This window comes from Amycolatopsis granulosa, assembly GCF_011758745.1.
In the GTDB taxonomy this organism is placed as follows: domain Bacteria; phylum Actinomycetota; class Actinomycetes; order Mycobacteriales; family Pseudonocardiaceae; genus Amycolatopsis_E; species Amycolatopsis_E granulosa.
Map to the genome: position 1 here is coordinate 3,630,161 of NZ_JAANOV010000001.1, position 16,450 is coordinate 3,646,610.

At 71.9% G+C, this 16,450-nt stretch carries 14 protein-coding genes and 1 other RNA gene; 14 read left to right on the plus strand and 1 reads right to left on the minus strand.

Translation table 11 applies throughout. The features are described 5' to 3' along the window. The first annotated feature begins 154 nt into the window (after positions 1 to 154). The 6 genes from FHX45_RS17805 (at position 155) to FHX45_RS17830 (ending at position 8,050) form a co-directional block, all read left to right on the plus strand. On the plus strand, positions 155 to 904 hold the full coding sequence (locus tag FHX45_RS17805; RefSeq protein WP_167103015.1) for a response regulator transcription factor: 750 nt from the start codon (positions 155 to 157) through the stop codon (positions 902 to 904). Continuing rightward, on the plus strand, positions 882 to 2,381 hold the full coding sequence (locus tag FHX45_RS17810) for a HAMP domain-containing sensor histidine kinase (RefSeq protein ID WP_167103017.1): 1,500 nt from the start codon (positions 882 to 884) through the stop codon (positions 2,379 to 2,381). The genes FHX45_RS17805 and FHX45_RS17810 overlap by 23 nt, the downstream gene beginning before the upstream one ends. A gap of 78 nt (positions 2,382 to 2,459) precedes the next feature. Then, entirely contained in the window at positions 2,460 to 3,695 is a 1,236-nt protein-coding gene (locus tag FHX45_RS17815) for a bifunctional glycosyltransferase family 2/GtrA family protein (RefSeq protein ID WP_167103020.1), read from the plus strand. Positions 3,696 to 3,710: 15 nt separating this feature from the next. Beyond that, positions 3,711 to 5,570: an ArnT family glycosyltransferase gene (locus FHX45_RS17820; RefSeq protein ID WP_167103035.1), complete on the plus strand. Its 1,860-nt coding sequence runs from the start codon at positions 3,711 to 3,713 to the stop codon at positions 5,568 to 5,570. A gap of 9 nt (positions 5,571 to 5,579) precedes the next feature. Next, an RNA gene (gene ffs, locus FHX45_RS17825) (signal recognition particle sRNA small type) lies at positions 5,580 to 5,674 on the plus strand. Between the two features lie 201 nt (positions 5,675 to 5,875). Continuing rightward, positions 5,876 to 8,050, plus strand: a complete 2,175-nt coding sequence (locus FHX45_RS17830; RefSeq protein WP_167103038.1) for a DNA polymerase III subunit gamma and tau — start codon at positions 5,876 to 5,878, stop codon at positions 8,048 to 8,050. A 31-nt stretch (positions 8,051 to 8,081) separates the two neighbouring features. On the opposite strand, the gene FHX45_RS17835 is transcribed toward FHX45_RS17830, so the two are convergent. After that, positions 8,082 to 8,912, minus strand: a complete 831-nt coding sequence (locus FHX45_RS17835; RefSeq protein ID WP_341771512.1) for an N-acetylmuramoyl-L-alanine amidase — start codon at positions 8,910 to 8,912, stop codon at positions 8,082 to 8,084. A gap of 70 nt (positions 8,913 to 8,982) precedes the next feature. Between FHX45_RS17835 and FHX45_RS17840 the strand changes: the two genes are divergently transcribed. The 8 genes from FHX45_RS17840 (at position 8,983) to FHX45_RS17875 (ending at position 16,423) form a co-directional block, all read left to right on the plus strand. Then, positions 8,983 to 9,351: a YbaB/EbfC family nucleoid-associated protein gene (locus FHX45_RS17840; protein WP_167103044.1), complete on the plus strand. Its 369-nt coding sequence runs from the start codon at positions 8,983 to 8,985 to the stop codon at positions 9,349 to 9,351. Positions 9,352 to 9,360: 9 nt separating this feature from the next. Beyond that, a complete protein-coding gene (recR, locus tag FHX45_RS17845) occupies positions 9,361 to 9,957 on the plus strand; it encodes a recombination mediator RecR (protein WP_167103047.1) in 597 nt (198 codons plus the stop codon). Positions 9,958 to 9,971: 14 nt separating this feature from the next. Further along, positions 9,972 to 10,535, plus strand: coding sequence for a uridine kinase family protein (locus tag FHX45_RS17850; protein WP_167109138.1), 564 nt, complete (start codon positions 9,972 to 9,974; stop codon positions 10,533 to 10,535). Between the two features lie 129 nt (positions 10,536 to 10,664). Continuing rightward, on the plus strand, positions 10,665 to 12,332 hold the full coding sequence (locus tag FHX45_RS17855; RefSeq protein WP_208405984.1) for an ABC transporter substrate-binding protein: 1,668 nt from the start codon (positions 10,665 to 10,667) through the stop codon (positions 12,330 to 12,332). A gap of 63 nt (positions 12,333 to 12,395) precedes the next feature. Continuing rightward, a complete protein-coding gene (locus FHX45_RS17860) occupies positions 12,396 to 13,400 on the plus strand; it encodes an ABC transporter permease (RefSeq protein WP_167103050.1) in 1,005 nt (334 codons plus the stop codon). Beyond that, entirely contained in the window at positions 13,397 to 14,323 is a 927-nt protein-coding gene (locus tag FHX45_RS17865) for an ABC transporter permease (RefSeq protein ID WP_167103053.1), read from the plus strand. Before FHX45_RS17860 ends, FHX45_RS17865 begins: the two co-directional genes overlap by 4 nt. Before the next feature lie 4 nt (positions 14,324 to 14,327). Further along, positions 14,328 to 15,323, plus strand: coding sequence for an ABC transporter ATP-binding protein (locus FHX45_RS17870; protein WP_167103056.1), 996 nt, complete (start codon positions 14,328 to 14,330; stop codon positions 15,321 to 15,323). Beyond that, on the plus strand, positions 15,323 to 16,423 hold the full coding sequence (locus FHX45_RS17875; RefSeq protein WP_167103059.1) for an ABC transporter ATP-binding protein: 1,101 nt from the start codon (positions 15,323 to 15,325) through the stop codon (positions 16,421 to 16,423). The genes FHX45_RS17870 and FHX45_RS17875 overlap by 1 nt, the downstream gene beginning before the upstream one ends. The last annotated feature ends 27 nt before the right edge of the window (positions 16,424 to 16,450 follow it).

Consider the following 16,450-nt stretch of genomic DNA (forward strand, 5'->3'; position numbering starts at 1 on the left):
ACGCAGGGACCACCCCTGCCATCGCCCAGGTTTCGCGAACCCGCTGTGCCCGAGCTGTGTACGAGGTGGGCGGACGCTGTGGGGTTCGGCCGTTCACAGCGAACGCACAGCCGCCGCACAGGACGGGCCCACTCCCGCGGCCGAAGATGGGACCATGACCAGCATGAACACCGCGCCGTCCGGTTCGGGCAAGGCCGACCTGCAGCACCCCGACGGGTCGCCGGTGCGCATCCTCGTCGTCGACGACGAGGAGACCCTCGCCGAACTGGTGTCGATGGCCCTGCGCATGGAGGGCTGGGAGACCCGCAGCGCCGGGTCCGGCAGCGGGGCCGTCCGCGTGGCCCGGGATTTCCGCCCGGACGCGGTCGTGCTGGACGTCATGCTGCCCGACTTCAGCGGTCTGGAGGTGCTGACCAGGCTGCGCACCGAGGCGCCGCACCTGCCCGTGTTGTTCCTCACCGCCCGCGACGCGGTGGAGGACCGCATCGCCGGGCTCACCGCGGGCGGCGACGACTACGTGACGAAGCCGTTCAGCCTGGAGGAGGTCGTGCTGCGGCTGCGGGCGCTGCTGCGCCGGTCGCGGGTGGTCGCCGCGAACGAGGGCTCGACCCTGACCGTCGGCGACCTCACGCTGGACGAGGACAGCCGCGAGGTGTTCCGCGGCGGCGACCCGGTCTCGCTGACCGCGACCGAGTTCGAGCTGCTGCGCTTCCTGATGCGCAACCCCAAGCGGGTGCTGTCCAAGGCGCAGATCCTGGACCGCGTGTGGAGCTACGACTTCGGCGGCCAGGCCAACATCGTGGAACTCTACATCTCCTACCTCCGGAAGAAGATCGACGCGGGCAGGGAGCCGATGATCCACACGATGCGCGGCGCGGGGTATGTCCTCAAACCCGCAGGCTGAGCACGCCCACCCGCGGCGGCTCCTGCCCTCCTCCCTGCGCGGCAAGCTGATCGCGCAGGTCATCGCGCTGCTCGCGCTCGTGTGCCTGGTCGTCGGCCTGGTCACCGAGGTCGCGTTGCGCAGCTTCCTCTACCACCAGCTCGACGACCGGCTGGTGGCCGCGAGCGAGCGCGGCACGCGTCAGCCGCCCCCGGGTTCGTGGAACGGCTCGCCGATCCAGCCGCCGCCGGACTCGCTGCGGGTACCGGGACAGGGCATCGGCACGCTGGCGGTCGCGGTCTTCCCGGACGGCACCACCCGGGCCGGCGTGCTGCGCGGCTCGCACACCGGATCGGCGGACAACCCGTTCCCCAGCGACCCGGTGCCGGCCGGCCAGTTGCGCACCCTGCTCGCACTGCCCAGCGACGGCAAGCGGCGCAGCGTCGACCTCGGCACCCTCGGCGGCTACCGGGTCGTGTCGGTGCGGGCGCCGGACGGCACGCTGCTCGTCACCGGCCTCCCGCTCGCCGAGGTCGACGAAACCCTGTGGCGGCTCGGGTTCGTCTTCGGCGGTGTCGCGCTCGGCGGCCTGCTCCTCGCCGGCGGGCTCGGCGCGATCACCATCCGCCGCACCATGCGCCCGCTGGACCGGCTCGCCGACACCGCGGCCAAGGTGTCCCAGCTGCCGCTCGACCGCGGTGAGGTCGCGCTGTCGATCCGGGTGCCGCCGGTGGACACCGACACCCGCACCGAGGTCGGCAAGGTCGGCGCGGCGTTCAACCAGATGCTCGGGCACGTCGGCGCGGCGCTGAACGCGCGGCAGGCCAGTGAGAGCCGGGTGCGGCAGTTCGTCGCCGACGCGAGCCACGAGCTGCGCACCCCGCTCGCCGCCATCCGCGGTTACGCCGAGCTGGCCCGGCGCAGCGGGGAGGCGGTGCCACCGGACATCGCGTTCGCGATGGGCCGCGTGGAGTCCGAGTCGGCCCGGATGACCACCCTCGTCGAGGACCTGCTGCTGCTCGCGCGCCTGGACTCCGGGCGGCACCGCGTCTACGAGCCGGTCGACTTCTCCCGGATCGTGGCCGATGCGGTGTCCGACGCGCACGTCGCCGGGCGCGACCACCGGTGGCTGCTCGACGTCCCGGCGGATCCGATCACCGTCGTCGGTGACGCCGGCCAGCTGCACCAGGTCGTGCTCAACCTGCTCAACAACGCCCGCACGCACACCCCGCCGGGCACCGCGGTCACCACCCGTCTGTCCACAGAGGATGGTGAAGTCGTGCTGCGCGTGACCGACGACGGGCCGGGCGTCCCGCCGGAAGTCCTGCCCACCGTGTTCGAGCGGTTCGCCCGCGGCGACACCTCCCGCTCCCGCGCGGCCGGCAGCACCGGGCTCGGACTGGCCATCGTGGCCGCCGTCGTCACCGCCCACCGCGGTCGCGTCGGCGTGCAGAGCAAGCCGGGTCACACCGAATTCACGGTGCGTTTCCCCAGCTAGATCATCGGGAGCGGCTCACAGGTTCCGCACAGCCCGGCCACATGATCGGCACAACGCGGCCCGCCACCGTGGGTTCTCATGACGACCCCCGCCGACGCCTCGCGCGCACCTCGGCCGGCCGGCTCATCGCAGCGCAGCACGTCCCCGGTCCTCGACGTCGTGATCCCCGTGTACAACGAGGAGGCCGACCTCGCGCCCTGCGTGCGCCGCCTGCACGCCTACCTGTCCGACGCGCTGCCGTACCCGTTCCGCATCACCGTCGCCGACAACGCCAGCACGGACGGCACGCTCGCCATCGCGCACGCACTCGCCGCCGAACTGCCGGGTGTGCGGGTCCGCCACGTCGACGAGAAGGGCCGCGGCCGGGCGCTCAACACCGCGTGGTCGGCCTCCGACGCCCAGGTGCTCGCCTACATGGACGTGGACCTGTCCACCGACCTCGCCGCGCTGCTGCCGCTGGTCGCGCCGCTGATCTCCGGGCACTCGGACCTCGCGATCGGCTCCCGGCTCGCCCGCGGCGCCCGCGTGGTGCGCGGACCCAAGCGCGAGTTCATCTCCCGCTGCTACAACCTGATCCTGCGCGGCGCGCTCGCCGCGCGGTTCACCGACGCGCAGTGCGGCTTCAAGGCGGTCCGCGCCGACGTCGCCCGCCGGCTGCTGCCGCTGGTCGAGGACACCGGCTGGTTCTTCGACACCGAGCTGCTCGTCCTCGCGCAGCGCGCCGGCCTGCGGATCCACGAGGTGCCGGTCGACTGGGTGGACGACCCGAACTCGTCGGTCGACATCGTCGCGACCGCCACCGCCGACCTGAAGGGGGTCGCCCGCATGGTCCGGGGCTGCACGCGGGGCACGCTGCCGATCGGCCAGATCCGCGCCCAGCTCGGCCGGCACCCGATCGCCGTGACCGAACCCGGCGTACCACCGACACTGGCCCGGCAGCTGGTCCGCTTCGCCGCGATCGGGGTCGGCAGCACGCTGGCCTACCTGGTGCTCTACGTCCTGCTGCGAACCGGAGCCGGTGCGCAGCCGGCGAACCTGATCGCGCTGCTGGTCACCGCGGTCGCGAACACCGCGGCCAACCGCCGGTTCACCTTCGGTGTGCGCGGCGTAAAGGGCGCCGGGCGGCACCAGTTCGACGGACTCGTCGTCTTCGGCCTCGGGCTCGCCCTGACCAGTGGTGCGCTCGCGTTGCTGCACTCCGCCGGGGAACCCGGCCGGTTCGCCGAGCTGGCGGTGCTCGTCCTGGCCAACCTGGCCGCGACCGTCCTGCGGTTCCTGCTGTTCCGCAACTGGGTCTTCCGGAAGAACCGATAGGAGAACCGACTCGACATGTCGACTGCGGCTGTTTCCTCCGACCCGGCCCGTCCCGGGCCGGCTCCCGCCACGGCGCGCACGCGGGCCGCCGGACGGCCGCCGTGGGTGCGCCCCGCGGTCGCCGTCCTGCTGGTCGCGACCGCCGCGCTGTACCTCTGGAACCTGAGCGCGTCCGGGTACGCCAACGACTTCTACGCGATGGCCGTGCAGGCGGGGACGAAGAACTGGGAGGCCCTGTTCTTCGGATCGCTGGACCCGGGCAACGTGGTCACCGTCGACAAACCGCCGGCCTCGCTGTGGCTGATGGCGTTGTCCGGGCGGCTGCTCGGCTTCTCCAGCTTCAGCATGCTGCTGCCCAATGCCCTGTGCGGCGTGGGTTCGGTGGCACTGCTGTACGCGGCCGTGCGGCGCACCTCCGGCCCGCGGGCCGGGCTCCTCGCCGGCGCGGCGCTCGCGCTGACCCCGGTCGCGGCGCTGATGTTCAAGTTCAACAACCCCGACGCGCTGCTGGTGCTGCTCATGGTCGCGGGCGCCTACTGCACGGTGCGCGCCCTGGAGCGGGCGAGCACCTGCTGGCTGCTGCTCGCTGGTGCCGCGCTGGGATTCGGGTTCCTCACCAAGATGCTGCAGGCGTTCCTGGTGCTGCCCGCGTTCGCGCTGGTTTACCTGGTGGCCGCGCCGGCCGGGCTGGGCCGGCGCCTGCTCCAGCTGCTCGGCGCCGGTGCCGCACTCGTGATCGCCGCGGGCTGGTGGCTGGTCGCGGTCGCGCTGTGGCCGGCCGCGTCCCGGCCCTACATCGGCGGGTCCACCGACAACACGCCGCTGGAGCTGGCCTTCGGCTACAACGGCGTGAGCCGGATCTTCGGCCGCAACGGCGGCGGGGGCGGCGGGGGCGGCGCCGGCGGTGGCACGATGTTCGGCGGCGAAACCGGCCTCACCCGCATGTTCGGCTCCGCGTTCGGCGTGGAGATCTCCTGGCTGCTGCCGGCCGCGCTCATCGCACTGGTCGCCGGACTGTGGTTCACCCGGTTCGCGCCGCGCACCGACCGCACGCGCGCGGCGCTGCTGCTGTGGGGCGGCTGGACCGTCGTCACCGCGCTGGTGTTCAGCTTCATGAGCGGCACGATCCACCCGTACTACACCCTCGCGCTGGCGCCGGGCATCGCCGCGCTCGTCGGCATCGGGGCGGTCGAGCTGTGGCGCGGCCGGCACAACTTCACCACCCGGATCGTGCTGGCCCTGATGCCCGCCGCGACCGGCGTGTGGGGTTTCCTCCTGCTCGACCGAACCCCGGACTGGCAGCCGTGGCTGCGGTGGGTGCTGTTGCCGCTGACCGCGGCCGTGGTCGCCGGGCTGCTGTTCGGGCTCGACCGCATCCGCCGGGCGGGGACCGTGCTCGCGGTGGTCGGGGTGTGCACCGGGCTGCTCGCGCCGGCCGCGTACGCGGTGGTGACCGCGGGCCGCGGCCACACCGGGTCGATCCCGGCCTCGGGGCCGTCGGCCGACGCGATGGGCTTCGGACGCGCCGCGGGCACCGCGTCCGGCGCACTGGTCACCCTGCTGAAGCGGACCACCACCAAGTGGTCCGCCGCGACCACCGGCTCCCAGTCCGCGGCCGGGCTCGCACTCGGCTCCGACACCGCGGTCATGGCGATCGGCGGGTTCAACGGTGGTGACCCGGCACCCACACTCGAACAGTTCCAGCAATACGTCGCCAACGGCGAGATCACCTACTACGTCACCGGCGGCGGCATGGGCGGCGCCGGCCGCGGCGACGGCGGCCGGATCGCCCAGTGGGTCGAGCAGAACTTCACTGCTCAGACGGTGGGCGGCAGCACGGTCTACGACCTGACGCCGGGCGTGACCACCGGGTAGGTACACTGAAGCCGGACCCCCGCGGCGTCCATCCTGTGAACCTCCCCAGGGCCGGAAGGCAGCAAGGATAAGCAGGCTCTGACGGGTGCGGGGGTCCCCTTCGTCAAGGGCTCTGCCCTTGCACGAAGGGGACTTCGTCCGCGGTGTCTTCCCGGGGGGCGACCCCCCGGACCCCCGCGGTGCGAGCTCCTCGCCTTGGCGGGCGCTGGGCGCGACCGGTGGGGACCAGCGTTTGCGGGCGCGGGGTGCGCTTGGTGGGGACCAGCGTGCGTTGGGCTGTCGGTGGGGGCCGGTACTCTCGCTTCGTGGCCCTGGCTCTCTACCGCAAGTACCGTCCGGCGACCTTCGCCGAGGTCGTCGGGCAGGAGCACGTCACCGAACCGCTGCGTGCCGCCCTGACGGCGGGCCGCATCAACCACGCGTACCTGTTCTCCGGGCCGCGCGGCTGCGGCAAGACCTCCAGTGCGCGGATCATGGCCCGCTCCCTGAACTGCGTCGAAGGCCCCACCCCCGACCCGTGCGGCAAGTGCGACTCCTGCCGCGCGCTGGCGCCCGAGGGCCCCGGCAGCATCGACGTCACCGAGCTCGACGCGGCCAGCCACGGTGGCGTCGACGACGCCCGCGAACTGCGCGACCGCGCCTTCTACGCACCGGCCGAGTCCCGGTACCGGGTGTTCATCATCGACGAGGCGCACATGGTCACCACGCAGGGCTTCAACGCCCTGCTCAAGATCGTCGAAGAGCCGCCGGAACACCTGATCTTCATCTTCGCCACCACCGAGCCGGACAAGGTGCTGCCGACCATCCGGTCGCGCACCCACCACTACCCGTTCCGGCTGATCCCGCCCAGCGCCATGCGCGACCTGCTGGAACGCAACGTCGCCGCCGAGGGCATCCACGTCGACCCGGCGGTGTACCCGCTGGTGATCCGCGCCGGCGGCGGCTCGGCGCGCGACACGCAGTCGGTGCTGGACCAGCTGCTGGCCGGCGCGGGCCCGGACGGCGTCACGTACGACCGGGCGATCTCGCTGCTCGGCGTCACCGACTCGGCCCTGATCAACGACATGATCGACGGCCTTGCCGCGGACGACTCGGCCGCGGTGTTCGGCACGGTCGACCGGCTGGTCGAGGCCGGGCACGAGCCGCGCCGGTTCGCCAGCGACCTGCTCGACCGGCTGCGTGACCTGGTGCTGCTGCGGTCGGTGCCGGACGCGGCGGCGCGCAACCTGGTGTCCGCGCCCGCCGACGAGCTGGACCGGATGACCGCGCAGGCCGAGCGTGCGGGGCTGGCGACCCTGACCCGGTACGCGGAGATCGTGCACAACGGGTTGCTGGAGATGCGCGGCGCGACGGCTCCGCGGCTGCTGCTGGAGCTGCTGTGCGCACGGATGCTGCTGCCGTCCGCGTCGGAGGGCGAGGCCGCCGTGCTGCAACGGCTGGAGCGTCTGGAGCGCCGGGTCACGGTCAGCGGCGGCGGAAGCCTGCCGCCGTCCGACGGCCAGGCGCCCGCACCGGAACGCTTCCAGCGGCCCTCGCAGCGCCCGGCGGCCGGATCGGCGCCGGACGCGGCGGAACGACCGCAGAGCGCCGCTTCCGGTGGGCCGTCCCGCCCGGCGGCGGAGGCCGCATCGACGAGGTCGCGGCCCGCGCCGGAAGCTCCCGTCCGCCGCGCGACCGAACCCGCCGCCGCCCCCGGCCCGGCACCGCGCCCGGAGTCCGCTGCGCCCCCGGAGGGTGCCGCGGCGGGAGCTACCGCCGGTGGGCCGCGGCCGGTGGCCGAAGCCGCATCGCGTCCCGCGCCGGAGGCGCCGGTGCGCCGTCCCACCGAACCGGCCGCACCCGGCGAAGCCGCTGGAGCCACCGAAGCCACTGGAGCCACCGAAGCCACTGAAGCCACTGAAGCCGCCGCACCTGGCGGGATCGACGCGGCCGCGATCCGGCGGGTCTGGCCGGATCTGCTGGCCGCGATCCGCAAGACGAGCCGCAGCACCGAGGCGATGATGATCAACGCGACGGTGCAGAGCGTGGAGGGCTCGCTGGTCACGCTGGCGCACAGCGCGGAGCCCCTGGCGCGCCGGTTGTCGGAGCCGCGCAACGCCGATTTCATCGCCGGTGCCCTGCACGAGGTGCTCGGCGGGACGTGGCAGGTGCGCTGCGTGCACGGCGGTGGCGGTGGCGGCGGTTCGGCTCGCCGGGACGGCCCGTCGCCGCGCCCGAACCCGCCACAGCGTGAGGCGCCGCAGCAGCGGACGTTCCAGCGCCCCACCCCGGCGGCCGCGCCGGCGCCGGCGGCACGCCCCACCCCGCCGGCGGAGCCCGCGGACGACATCCCCCTCCCGCCCGAGCCGGACGACGAGGAAACGGCGATGGCCGACGGCGGGGGCCCCGTGCCGGACGTGGTGCTCGCCCCGCAGACCGACCCGGAGGAACTGGCGCGCCGCCTGCTGGCCGAGCACCTGGGCGCCCAGCCGATCGACTGACCCGGGATTGTCGGACGATGCGCCCGTCCGGTCAGAAACCCGCGTACCGGGTCAGGTACGAGACCACCGCGGAAGCGACAGCCGTGGCGTACCGCTGCCGTCCGTCCACAGTGGACATCAACGCGGCATCGACGGCGTTGCGCATGTTCCCGCATTCCACGAGCACCGCCGGGCGGTCGGAGAGGTTCAGCCCGGCCAGGTCGTTCCGGGGCGCCAGCCCGTCCGAACCCAGGTAGTTCGACACCGGGAACCCGCCCGCGGCCATCCCGGACCGCAGCGCCCGGGCCAGTTCCAGCGACGGCTCGCCCTGCGCGGCGGTCAACGGCGGGCTCGAGTACGCCACGTGGAAGCCGCGCGCCCCGGCCGCGGTGGAGCCGTCCGCGTGGATCGACACCACCGCGTCCGCCCCGGCGCGGTTCCCGATCGCCGCGCGTTCGTTCACACACGGCCCCACGCCGGAATCGTCGGTGCGCGTGTAGACCACCCGCACCCCCTGCGCCGACAGCAACGCGCCCGCGCGCTGCGCCACGTCCCAGGTGAACGCGTGCTCCGGATACCCGCGGTCGGTCGCGGTGCCCGTGGTGTTGCACGGCTTCGTCTGCCCGCGCCCGGCCGGCACCGGCGCGTTGATCACGCCAGGCCGGCCCGCGTTGCCGCCGTTGTGCCCGGGATCGAGCACCACCGTCACCGGCTTTCGCGGCGGCACCGGAGAGGACGGCACCGGCGAGGACGGCACGGGCGAGGACGGCACGGGCGAGGACGACACCGGAGCCGATGAGGAGGGAGCCACCGGGGCCACCGCCGGTGAACACCCGGCGACCAGCAACACCCAGCTCAGGACCAGGCCGACACGACTGCGCACGGCGAACACGGTGCCACAGTCGCCCGAGCTACGCTGGAACCCACAGCACAGGAGCGACGAAACGGGGATCATGGTGCAACCCGGCGGTGGAATGCCCGACATGCAGGCCATCCTCCAGCAGGCGCAGCAGATGCAGCAGCAGCTCGTCGCAGCGCAGGAGGAGCTCGCCCGCACCGAGGTGACCGGCACGTCCGGCGGCGGTCTGGTCACCGCGACCGTCACCGGCGGCATGGAGCTCAAGTCCCTGCGGATCGACCCGAAGGTGGTCGACCCCGACGACACCGAGACGCTCGCCGACCTGGTCGTCGCCGCGGTGCGGGACGCGATGTCGAGCGCGCAGAAGCTCACCGAGGAGAAGCTCGGCCCGGTCGCCGGCGCTCTCGGCGGCGGTGGCGGCATGCCCGACCTCGGCGGACTCGGTCTGCCCGGCCTGACGTAGCGGGCCCCGTTGTACGAAGGGGTAGTCCAGGACCTGATCGACGAGCTGGGGCACCTGCCCGGCATCGGCCCGAAGAGCGCGCAGCGGATCGCCTTCCACCTGCTGGCCGCCGACCCGGCCGACATCGCCCGGCTGCAGGATGTGCTCGGCAAGGTCCGCGAAGGCGTGCAGTTCTGCGAGATCTGCGGCAACGTCTCCGAGCAGCAGCAGTGCCGCATCTGCCGGGATCCGCGGCGGGACACGGCGCTGATCTGCGTCGTCGAGGAGCCCAAGGACGTGCTCGCGGTCGAGCGCACCCGCGAGTTCAAGGGCCGCTACCACGTGCTGGGTGGCGCGCTCGACCCGCTGTCCGGCATCGGCCCGGACCAGCTGCGCATCCGCGAACTGCTGGCCCGGCTCGGCGCCGAGCAGGTCACCGAGGTGATCATCGCGACCGACCCGAACACCGAGGGCGAGGCCACCGCGACCTACCTGGTGCGGATGCTGCGGGACTTCCCCGGCCTGGCCGTGACGCGGCTCGCGTCGGGTCTGCCGATGGGCGGTGACCTGGAGTTCGCCGACGAGCTGACCCTCGGCCGCGCCCTGTCCGGCCGCCGCGCCTTGTGACGCTGGTCGACGACGTGCTGGCCGGCCCGCCCCGGTGGGGGCGGGTCCGGCTGGTCGCCGTGGACGGCCCGTCCGGCGCCGGCAAGACGACCTTCGCCGCGCGGCTCGTCGACACCTTCCGCGCCCGCGGTGCGACGACCGGTCTGGTCGCCACCGACCACTACGCGACCTGGGACGACCCGGTGGCGTGGTGGCCGCGGCTGGTCACCGAGGTGCTCCGGCCGCTGGCCGCCGGCCGCCCCGCGGTCTACCGCCCGGTGGACTGGACCACTGGCGCGCCACGACCCGGGCCGATCCGCACGGTCCACCCGGTCGACGTGCTCGTGCTGGAGGGCGTGTCCGCCGGCCGGGCGTCGATCCGCCCCGCGCTGTCCGCCCTGTGCTGGGTCGAGGGGCCGGACCCGGAGACCCGGCTCGCCCGCGCGGTCCGGCGGGACGGCGAGGGCGTTCGCGGTCCGCTCGCCGCTTGGCAGCAGTTCGAGCAGGGTTGGTTCGCGGTCGACCGGACCCGGGATCACGTGCATCCGGACGGGCTAGTGCCCTCGTCCGGTCTTACGCACGGTGAAAACCGTTCGTAACTTTTTGCATGTTCTGCACTGTTTGTTCGTTTTTACGTAGCGCGATCGTAACCTCACCCGCTTACCGAACTCGCCACATCCCGTTAGTGTCGTCGATCACACATCGGAACTTCCACAAGGAGTGCGAGCATGCTCCCAACGCGGGCAGGTGGGTTGCGCCGCATCGCCCTGATCGGGCTTGCCGGCGCCCTCGCGGTCACGACGGCCGCTTGCGCCTCCGAGCGCGGCTCGGGTAACAACGGCGCGAGCGACACCTTCATCTTCGGCGCGGCCGGTGCGCCGAAGAACTTCGATCCGATCTTCAACGACGACGGCGAGAGTTTCCGCCCCACCCGCCAGATGTACGACACCCTGGTCACCTACAAGCCGGGCACCACCGAGCTGCAGGGTGCGCTGGCCACCGCCTGGACACCGAGCGACGGCAACAAGACCTGGACCTTCACGCTGCGCCAGGGCGTCAAGTTCCACGACGGCACCCCCTTCAACGCCGCGGCGGTCTGCTTCAACTTCGACCGCTGGTACAACATGAAGGGCGCCGCCGCCCAGAGCCAGATGATCTACTACGGCGACGTCTTCGAGGGCTTCGCCAAGAACGAGGCCGACACCAGTGGCCAGCCCGTCTACAAGAGCTGCGAGGCCAAGGACGACCACACCGCCGTCCTCAACCTCAACAAGCCCAAGGGCGCCTTCCCGGACGCGTTCGGCCTGACCTCGTTGTCGATGTCCAGCCCGGACGCGCTGAAGAAGTACAACGCCGACAACGTGACGCAGAGCGGTGAGGCGTTCACCTACTCGCCCTACGCCACCGACCACCCGACCGGCACCGGCCCGTACAAGTTCGACAGCTTCGACAAGGCCAACAACACGATCACGCTGGTCCGCAACGAGGACTACTGGGGTGAGAAGGCCAAGACCGCCAAGCTCATCTTCAAGATCATCCCGGACGAGAACGCCCGCAAGCAGGAGCTCGCGGCCGGCACCATCGACGGCTACGACTACCCGAGCCCGGCGGACTACAACTCGCTCAAGCAGGCCGGCGACCAGGTGCTGATCCGGCCCGCGTTCAACATCCTCTACCTGGGCATCAACCAGAAGAACAACCCGAAGCTCAAGGACGTGCGGGTCCGCAAGGCGATCGAGTTCGCCATCAACAAGGACCAGCTGGTCAAGAACCGGCTGCCGCAGGGCGCCTACCCGCAGGACCAGTTCCTGCCGGACAACGTGCCCGGCCACACCGACGCGGTCGAGAAGGACAGCTACAACCCGGACGCGGCCCGGCAGCTGCTGGCCCAGGCAGGCGCCTCGGACCTGGCGCTGAACTTCTACGTGCCCACGGAGGTCACGCGGCCCTACATGCCCAACCCGGTGGACATCGCCGCCGCGATCACCGACGACCTGAAGGCGGTCGGCATCAAGGTCAACGTGGTCCAGGAGCCGTGGAACGGCGGGTACAAGGACTCCGTGCAGAAGGCCGGCAAGCAGGACCTGCACCTGCTCGGCTGGACCGGTGACTACGCCGACGCGGGCAACTTCATCGGTACCTTCTTCGGGCGGCCGAAGCCGGAGTTCGGCTTCGACAACCCGCAGATCTTCAGTGCACTGTCCACTGCGGACGCGCAGACCACGCCGGACGCGAAGAAGGCCGCCTACGAGAACGCCAGCGTGCTGATCTCCCAGTACGTCCCGGCGGTCCCGCTGTCGTCGTCGCCGCCTGCCATCGTGGTCCGCGGGAACATCAAGGGCCTGGTCCCGACCCCGCTGACCGACGAGCGCTTCTACACGGTCACCAAGGGCTGAGTTCCGCTCCCGGCGGCGGGGAGGCGCAGGCTTGCCCGCCGCCGCGCGGACTGAGGCGATCACATGCTCCGATTCGTGATCCGTCGGTTGCTGCAAGCGATCCCGACGCTCCTCGTGCTCTCTGTCCTGGTCTTCGCCTGGCTCCGCCTGCTGCCCGGTGGCCCCGCCACCGCGTTGCTCGGCGACAAGGCGACGCCGGAGAAGGTCGCGGCGATGAACAACGTGCTCGGACTGGACCAGCCGATCCCCGTCCAGTACGTCAAGTTCCTCGGCCGGATCCTCACCGGTGACTTCGGCGCCTCCCTGGTCAGCGGTGACAGCGTGCTCGCCGAGATCGGGCGGGCGTTCCCCGCCACGGTCGAACTGGCGCTGGCGGCACTCGTCCTCGCGGTCGGGTTCGGCATCCCGATGGGATACCTCGCCGCCCGCTACCGCGGCCGGTTCCTGGATCACGCCACCGTGCTCACCACGCTGGTCGGGGTCGCGGTGCCGGTGTTCTTCTTCGGTGTGCTGCTCAAGTACGTGTTCGCGCAGAAGCTGGGTGTCCTGCCGCCGTCGGGCCGTCAGGACGTGACCATCGACGCCACGCACGTCACCGGGTTGTTCACCCTGGACGGCCTGCTCACCGGCGAGCTGGACGCGACCTGGGACGCGATCAAGCACCTGATCCTGCCCGCTGTCGCGCTGGCCAGCATCCCGTTCGCGGTGATCGTGCGGATCACCCGGGCGTCCGTGCTGGACGTGCAGCAGGAGGACTTCGTGCGCACCGCGGAGTCCAAGGGCCTGACCACGGCGACGATCCGGCAGCGGCACGTGCTGCGCAACGCGTTGCTGCCGGTGTCGACCACGATCGGCCTGCAGACCGGTCTGCTGCTGGCCGGCGCCGTGCTGACCGAGAAGGTGTTCAACTGGAACGGGCTCGGCGCGCTGCTGGCCGAGGGCATCGAACGCCGGGACTACCCGCGCCTGCAGGCGTTGCTGCTGCTGGCCGCCACGGTGTACGTCCTGGTCAACCTCCTGGTCGACATCTCGTATGCGATCATCGATCCGAGGGTGCGGGTGCGATGACCTCCCTGTTGCGGCGCAGAGCCGAACGCATCGACGATCTCGCGGAGGCCGGCGGCACCAGCCTGGCGGCGGACGCGGTGAAGCGGATGTCGCGCAACCCGGTCGCGATCATCGGCGCGGTCATCACGGTCCTGTTCGTGCTGCTGGCGATCCTGGCGCCGTTCCTGGCGCCGAAGAACCCCTACATCCCCTACGACGAGCTGCGCGCGAACCTGCGGCCGGACTTCATCCCCGGGCCGATGGACGGGTTCGTGCTCGGCAGCGACCACCGCGGGTACGACTTCTTCTCGCGGCTGCTGGTGGGCGCGCAGCAGACGCTGATCGTCGGTGTCGTCGCCACGCTGATCGGTTTGATGGTCGGCATGGTCATCGGCGGGCTGGCCGGCGCGCTGGGTGGCTGGGTGGACACGCTGCTGATGCGGTTCACCGACATCCTGCTCGCGATTCCCTCGCTGCTGCTGGCGATCTCGATCGCGGCGCTGTTCTCCCAAGGGACACAGTGGACGGTCATCATCGCGGTCGCGGTGGTGAGCGTGCCGGTGTTCGCCCGGCTGTTGCGCGGCGCGATGCTCTCGCAGCGGTCGAGCGATCACGTGCTGGCGGCGACCGCGCTGGGTGTCCGGCGCCGCACGATCGTGTTCCGGCACATGCTGCCGAACTCACTCGGTCCGGTGGTCGTGCAGGCCACCCTGACTCTGGCGACGTCGATCATCGATGTGGCGGCCCTGTCGTTCCTCGGCCTCGGCGACAACAACACCAGCCGGGCGGAGTGGGGCCTGATGCTGGCCCAGGCCCAGTCCCTGCTGGACGTCAAGCCGAGCCTGGCGTTCTACCCGGCCATCGCGATCATCGTGGTGGCGCTGGGGTTCACGCTGCTCGGTGAGTCGCTGCGCGAGGCGCTCGACCCGAAGAACAGGCGGTAGCGCGTTGAGTCTTCTGCGAGTACGCGACCTGTCGGTGGTCTTCCACCGCAAGGGAACCCGGCCGTTCACCGCGGTGGACGGGGTCGGGTTCGAGGTCGAGCCGGGCCGCACGGTCGGTCTGGTCGGCGAGTCGGGCAGCGGCAAGTCGGTCACCGCGCTGGCGATCATGGGCTTGCTGCCCGAACGCGGCGCGCGGGTCACCGGCGAGGTGCTGTTCGAAGACACCGATCTGCTGCGGCTGTCCGACCGGCAGTTGCGCGACCGGCGGGGCCGCGACCTCGGCATGGTGTTCCAGGACCCGCTGTCGTCACTGAACCCGGTGATCCCGATCGGTCTGCAGATCACCGAGGTGCTGGAACGGCACCGCAAGATGGAGCGCAAGCAGGCCCGGGTGGAGGCCGTGGACCTGCTCGACCGCGTCGGCATCCCGGACCCGGACCGGCGCCTGTCGGAGTACCCGCACCAGCTCTCCGGCGGCATGCGGCAGCGCGCGCTCATCGCGATCGCGCTGGCCTGCCGCCCGCGGCTGCTGATCGCGGACGAGCCGACGACCGCGCTGGACGTGACGATCCAGGCGCAGATCCTGGCGTTGCTGTCCGAGCTGGTGCGTGACACCGGCACGGCGCTGATCATGATCACCCACGACCTCGGCGTGGTCGCTGGGCTGTGCGACGAGGTGAACGTCATGTACGGCGGGCGGATCGTCGAGCGCGCGGAGCGGCACGCGCTGTTCGCCGCCGCGCGGCACCCGTACACCCACGGGCTGCTCTCGTCGATCCCGCGGCTGGACGCGCCGCGCGGGGAGAAGCTGGTGCCGATCAAGGGCTCGGTCAGCGACAACATCCCGTGGTCGCAGGGGTGTGCGTTCGCGCCGCGCTGCCCGAACGCGCTGGACGTCTGCCGCGAGGTCACGCCGGAGCTCGACGCGGACTCCGGCGGCATGCTGCGGTGCCACAATCCGGTGAACCGCCCGGTCGGGGCGGGCGAGGGGGTGCGCTGATGTCCGAACCACTGGTGCACACCGAAGACCTGCGGGTGCACTTCCCGATCAAGCGCGGCGTCGTGCTGGACCGCACGGTCGGTCACGTCTACGCCGTCGACGGTGTGGACCTGGAGATCCAGCGTGGCGAGACCTACGGCCTGGTCGGCGAGTCCGGTTGTGGCAAGACCACGCTCGGCCGCGGCCTGCTGCGGCTGGTCGAGCCGACCGGCGGGCGGGCGGTGTTCGACGGCGTCGACCTGTCCACGCTCAAGGGCGAGGCGCTGCGGAAGATGCGGCGCCGGATGCAGATGGTGTTCCAGGACCCGCTGTCCAGCCTGGACCCGCGGCAGTCGGTCGAATCGATCCTCGTCGAGGGCATGCGGGCGCACGGCCTGGACAAGGGCCGGGAGAGCACCCGCAAGCGCTTGCGGGAGCTGCTGACCGCCGTCGGGCTGGCCGAGAACTCACTGCGGAAGTACCCGCACGAGTTCTCCGGCGGGCAGCGGCAGCGCATCGGGATCGCGCGGGCGCTGGCGGTCGAGCCGGATCTGATCGTGGCCGACGAGCCGGTGTCCGCGCTGGATGTGTCCGTGCAGGCGCAGGTGATCAACCTGCTCGAGGAGCTGCAGGACTCGCTCGGCCTGACCTATCTGGTGATCGCCCACGACCTCGCCGTCGTCCGGCACATCTCCGACCGCATCGGGGTGATGTACCTGGGCTCGCTGGTCGAGGAGACCGACGCGGGGACGCTGTACGACGAGCCGCTGCACCCGTACACGCGCGCGCTGTTGTCGGCGATCCCGGTGCCCGACCCGGTGGTCGAGGACAGCCGGGAGCGGATCCTTCTCGCCGGCGATCTGCCCTCGCCGGCCAGCCCACCGTCGGGTTGCCGGTTCCACACCCGCTGCCCGTGGCGGCAGGAGACCCGGTGCGACACCGAACGGCCCGCGCTGCGCGAGCTCGGCGCCGGGCACCGGGTGGCCTGCCACTGGGCGGAGGACATCCAGGCCGGGCGCATCACGCCGCACGAGGTGCGACCGGAATTGGTGAACGCGCGGTCCGCACCCGATTCGGCGATTCCGCAGGCCGCGTCGGTCGCGGAAATGCTGGAGCCCTGAGACGGGTACCCTGGCGGCAGTTCCGCA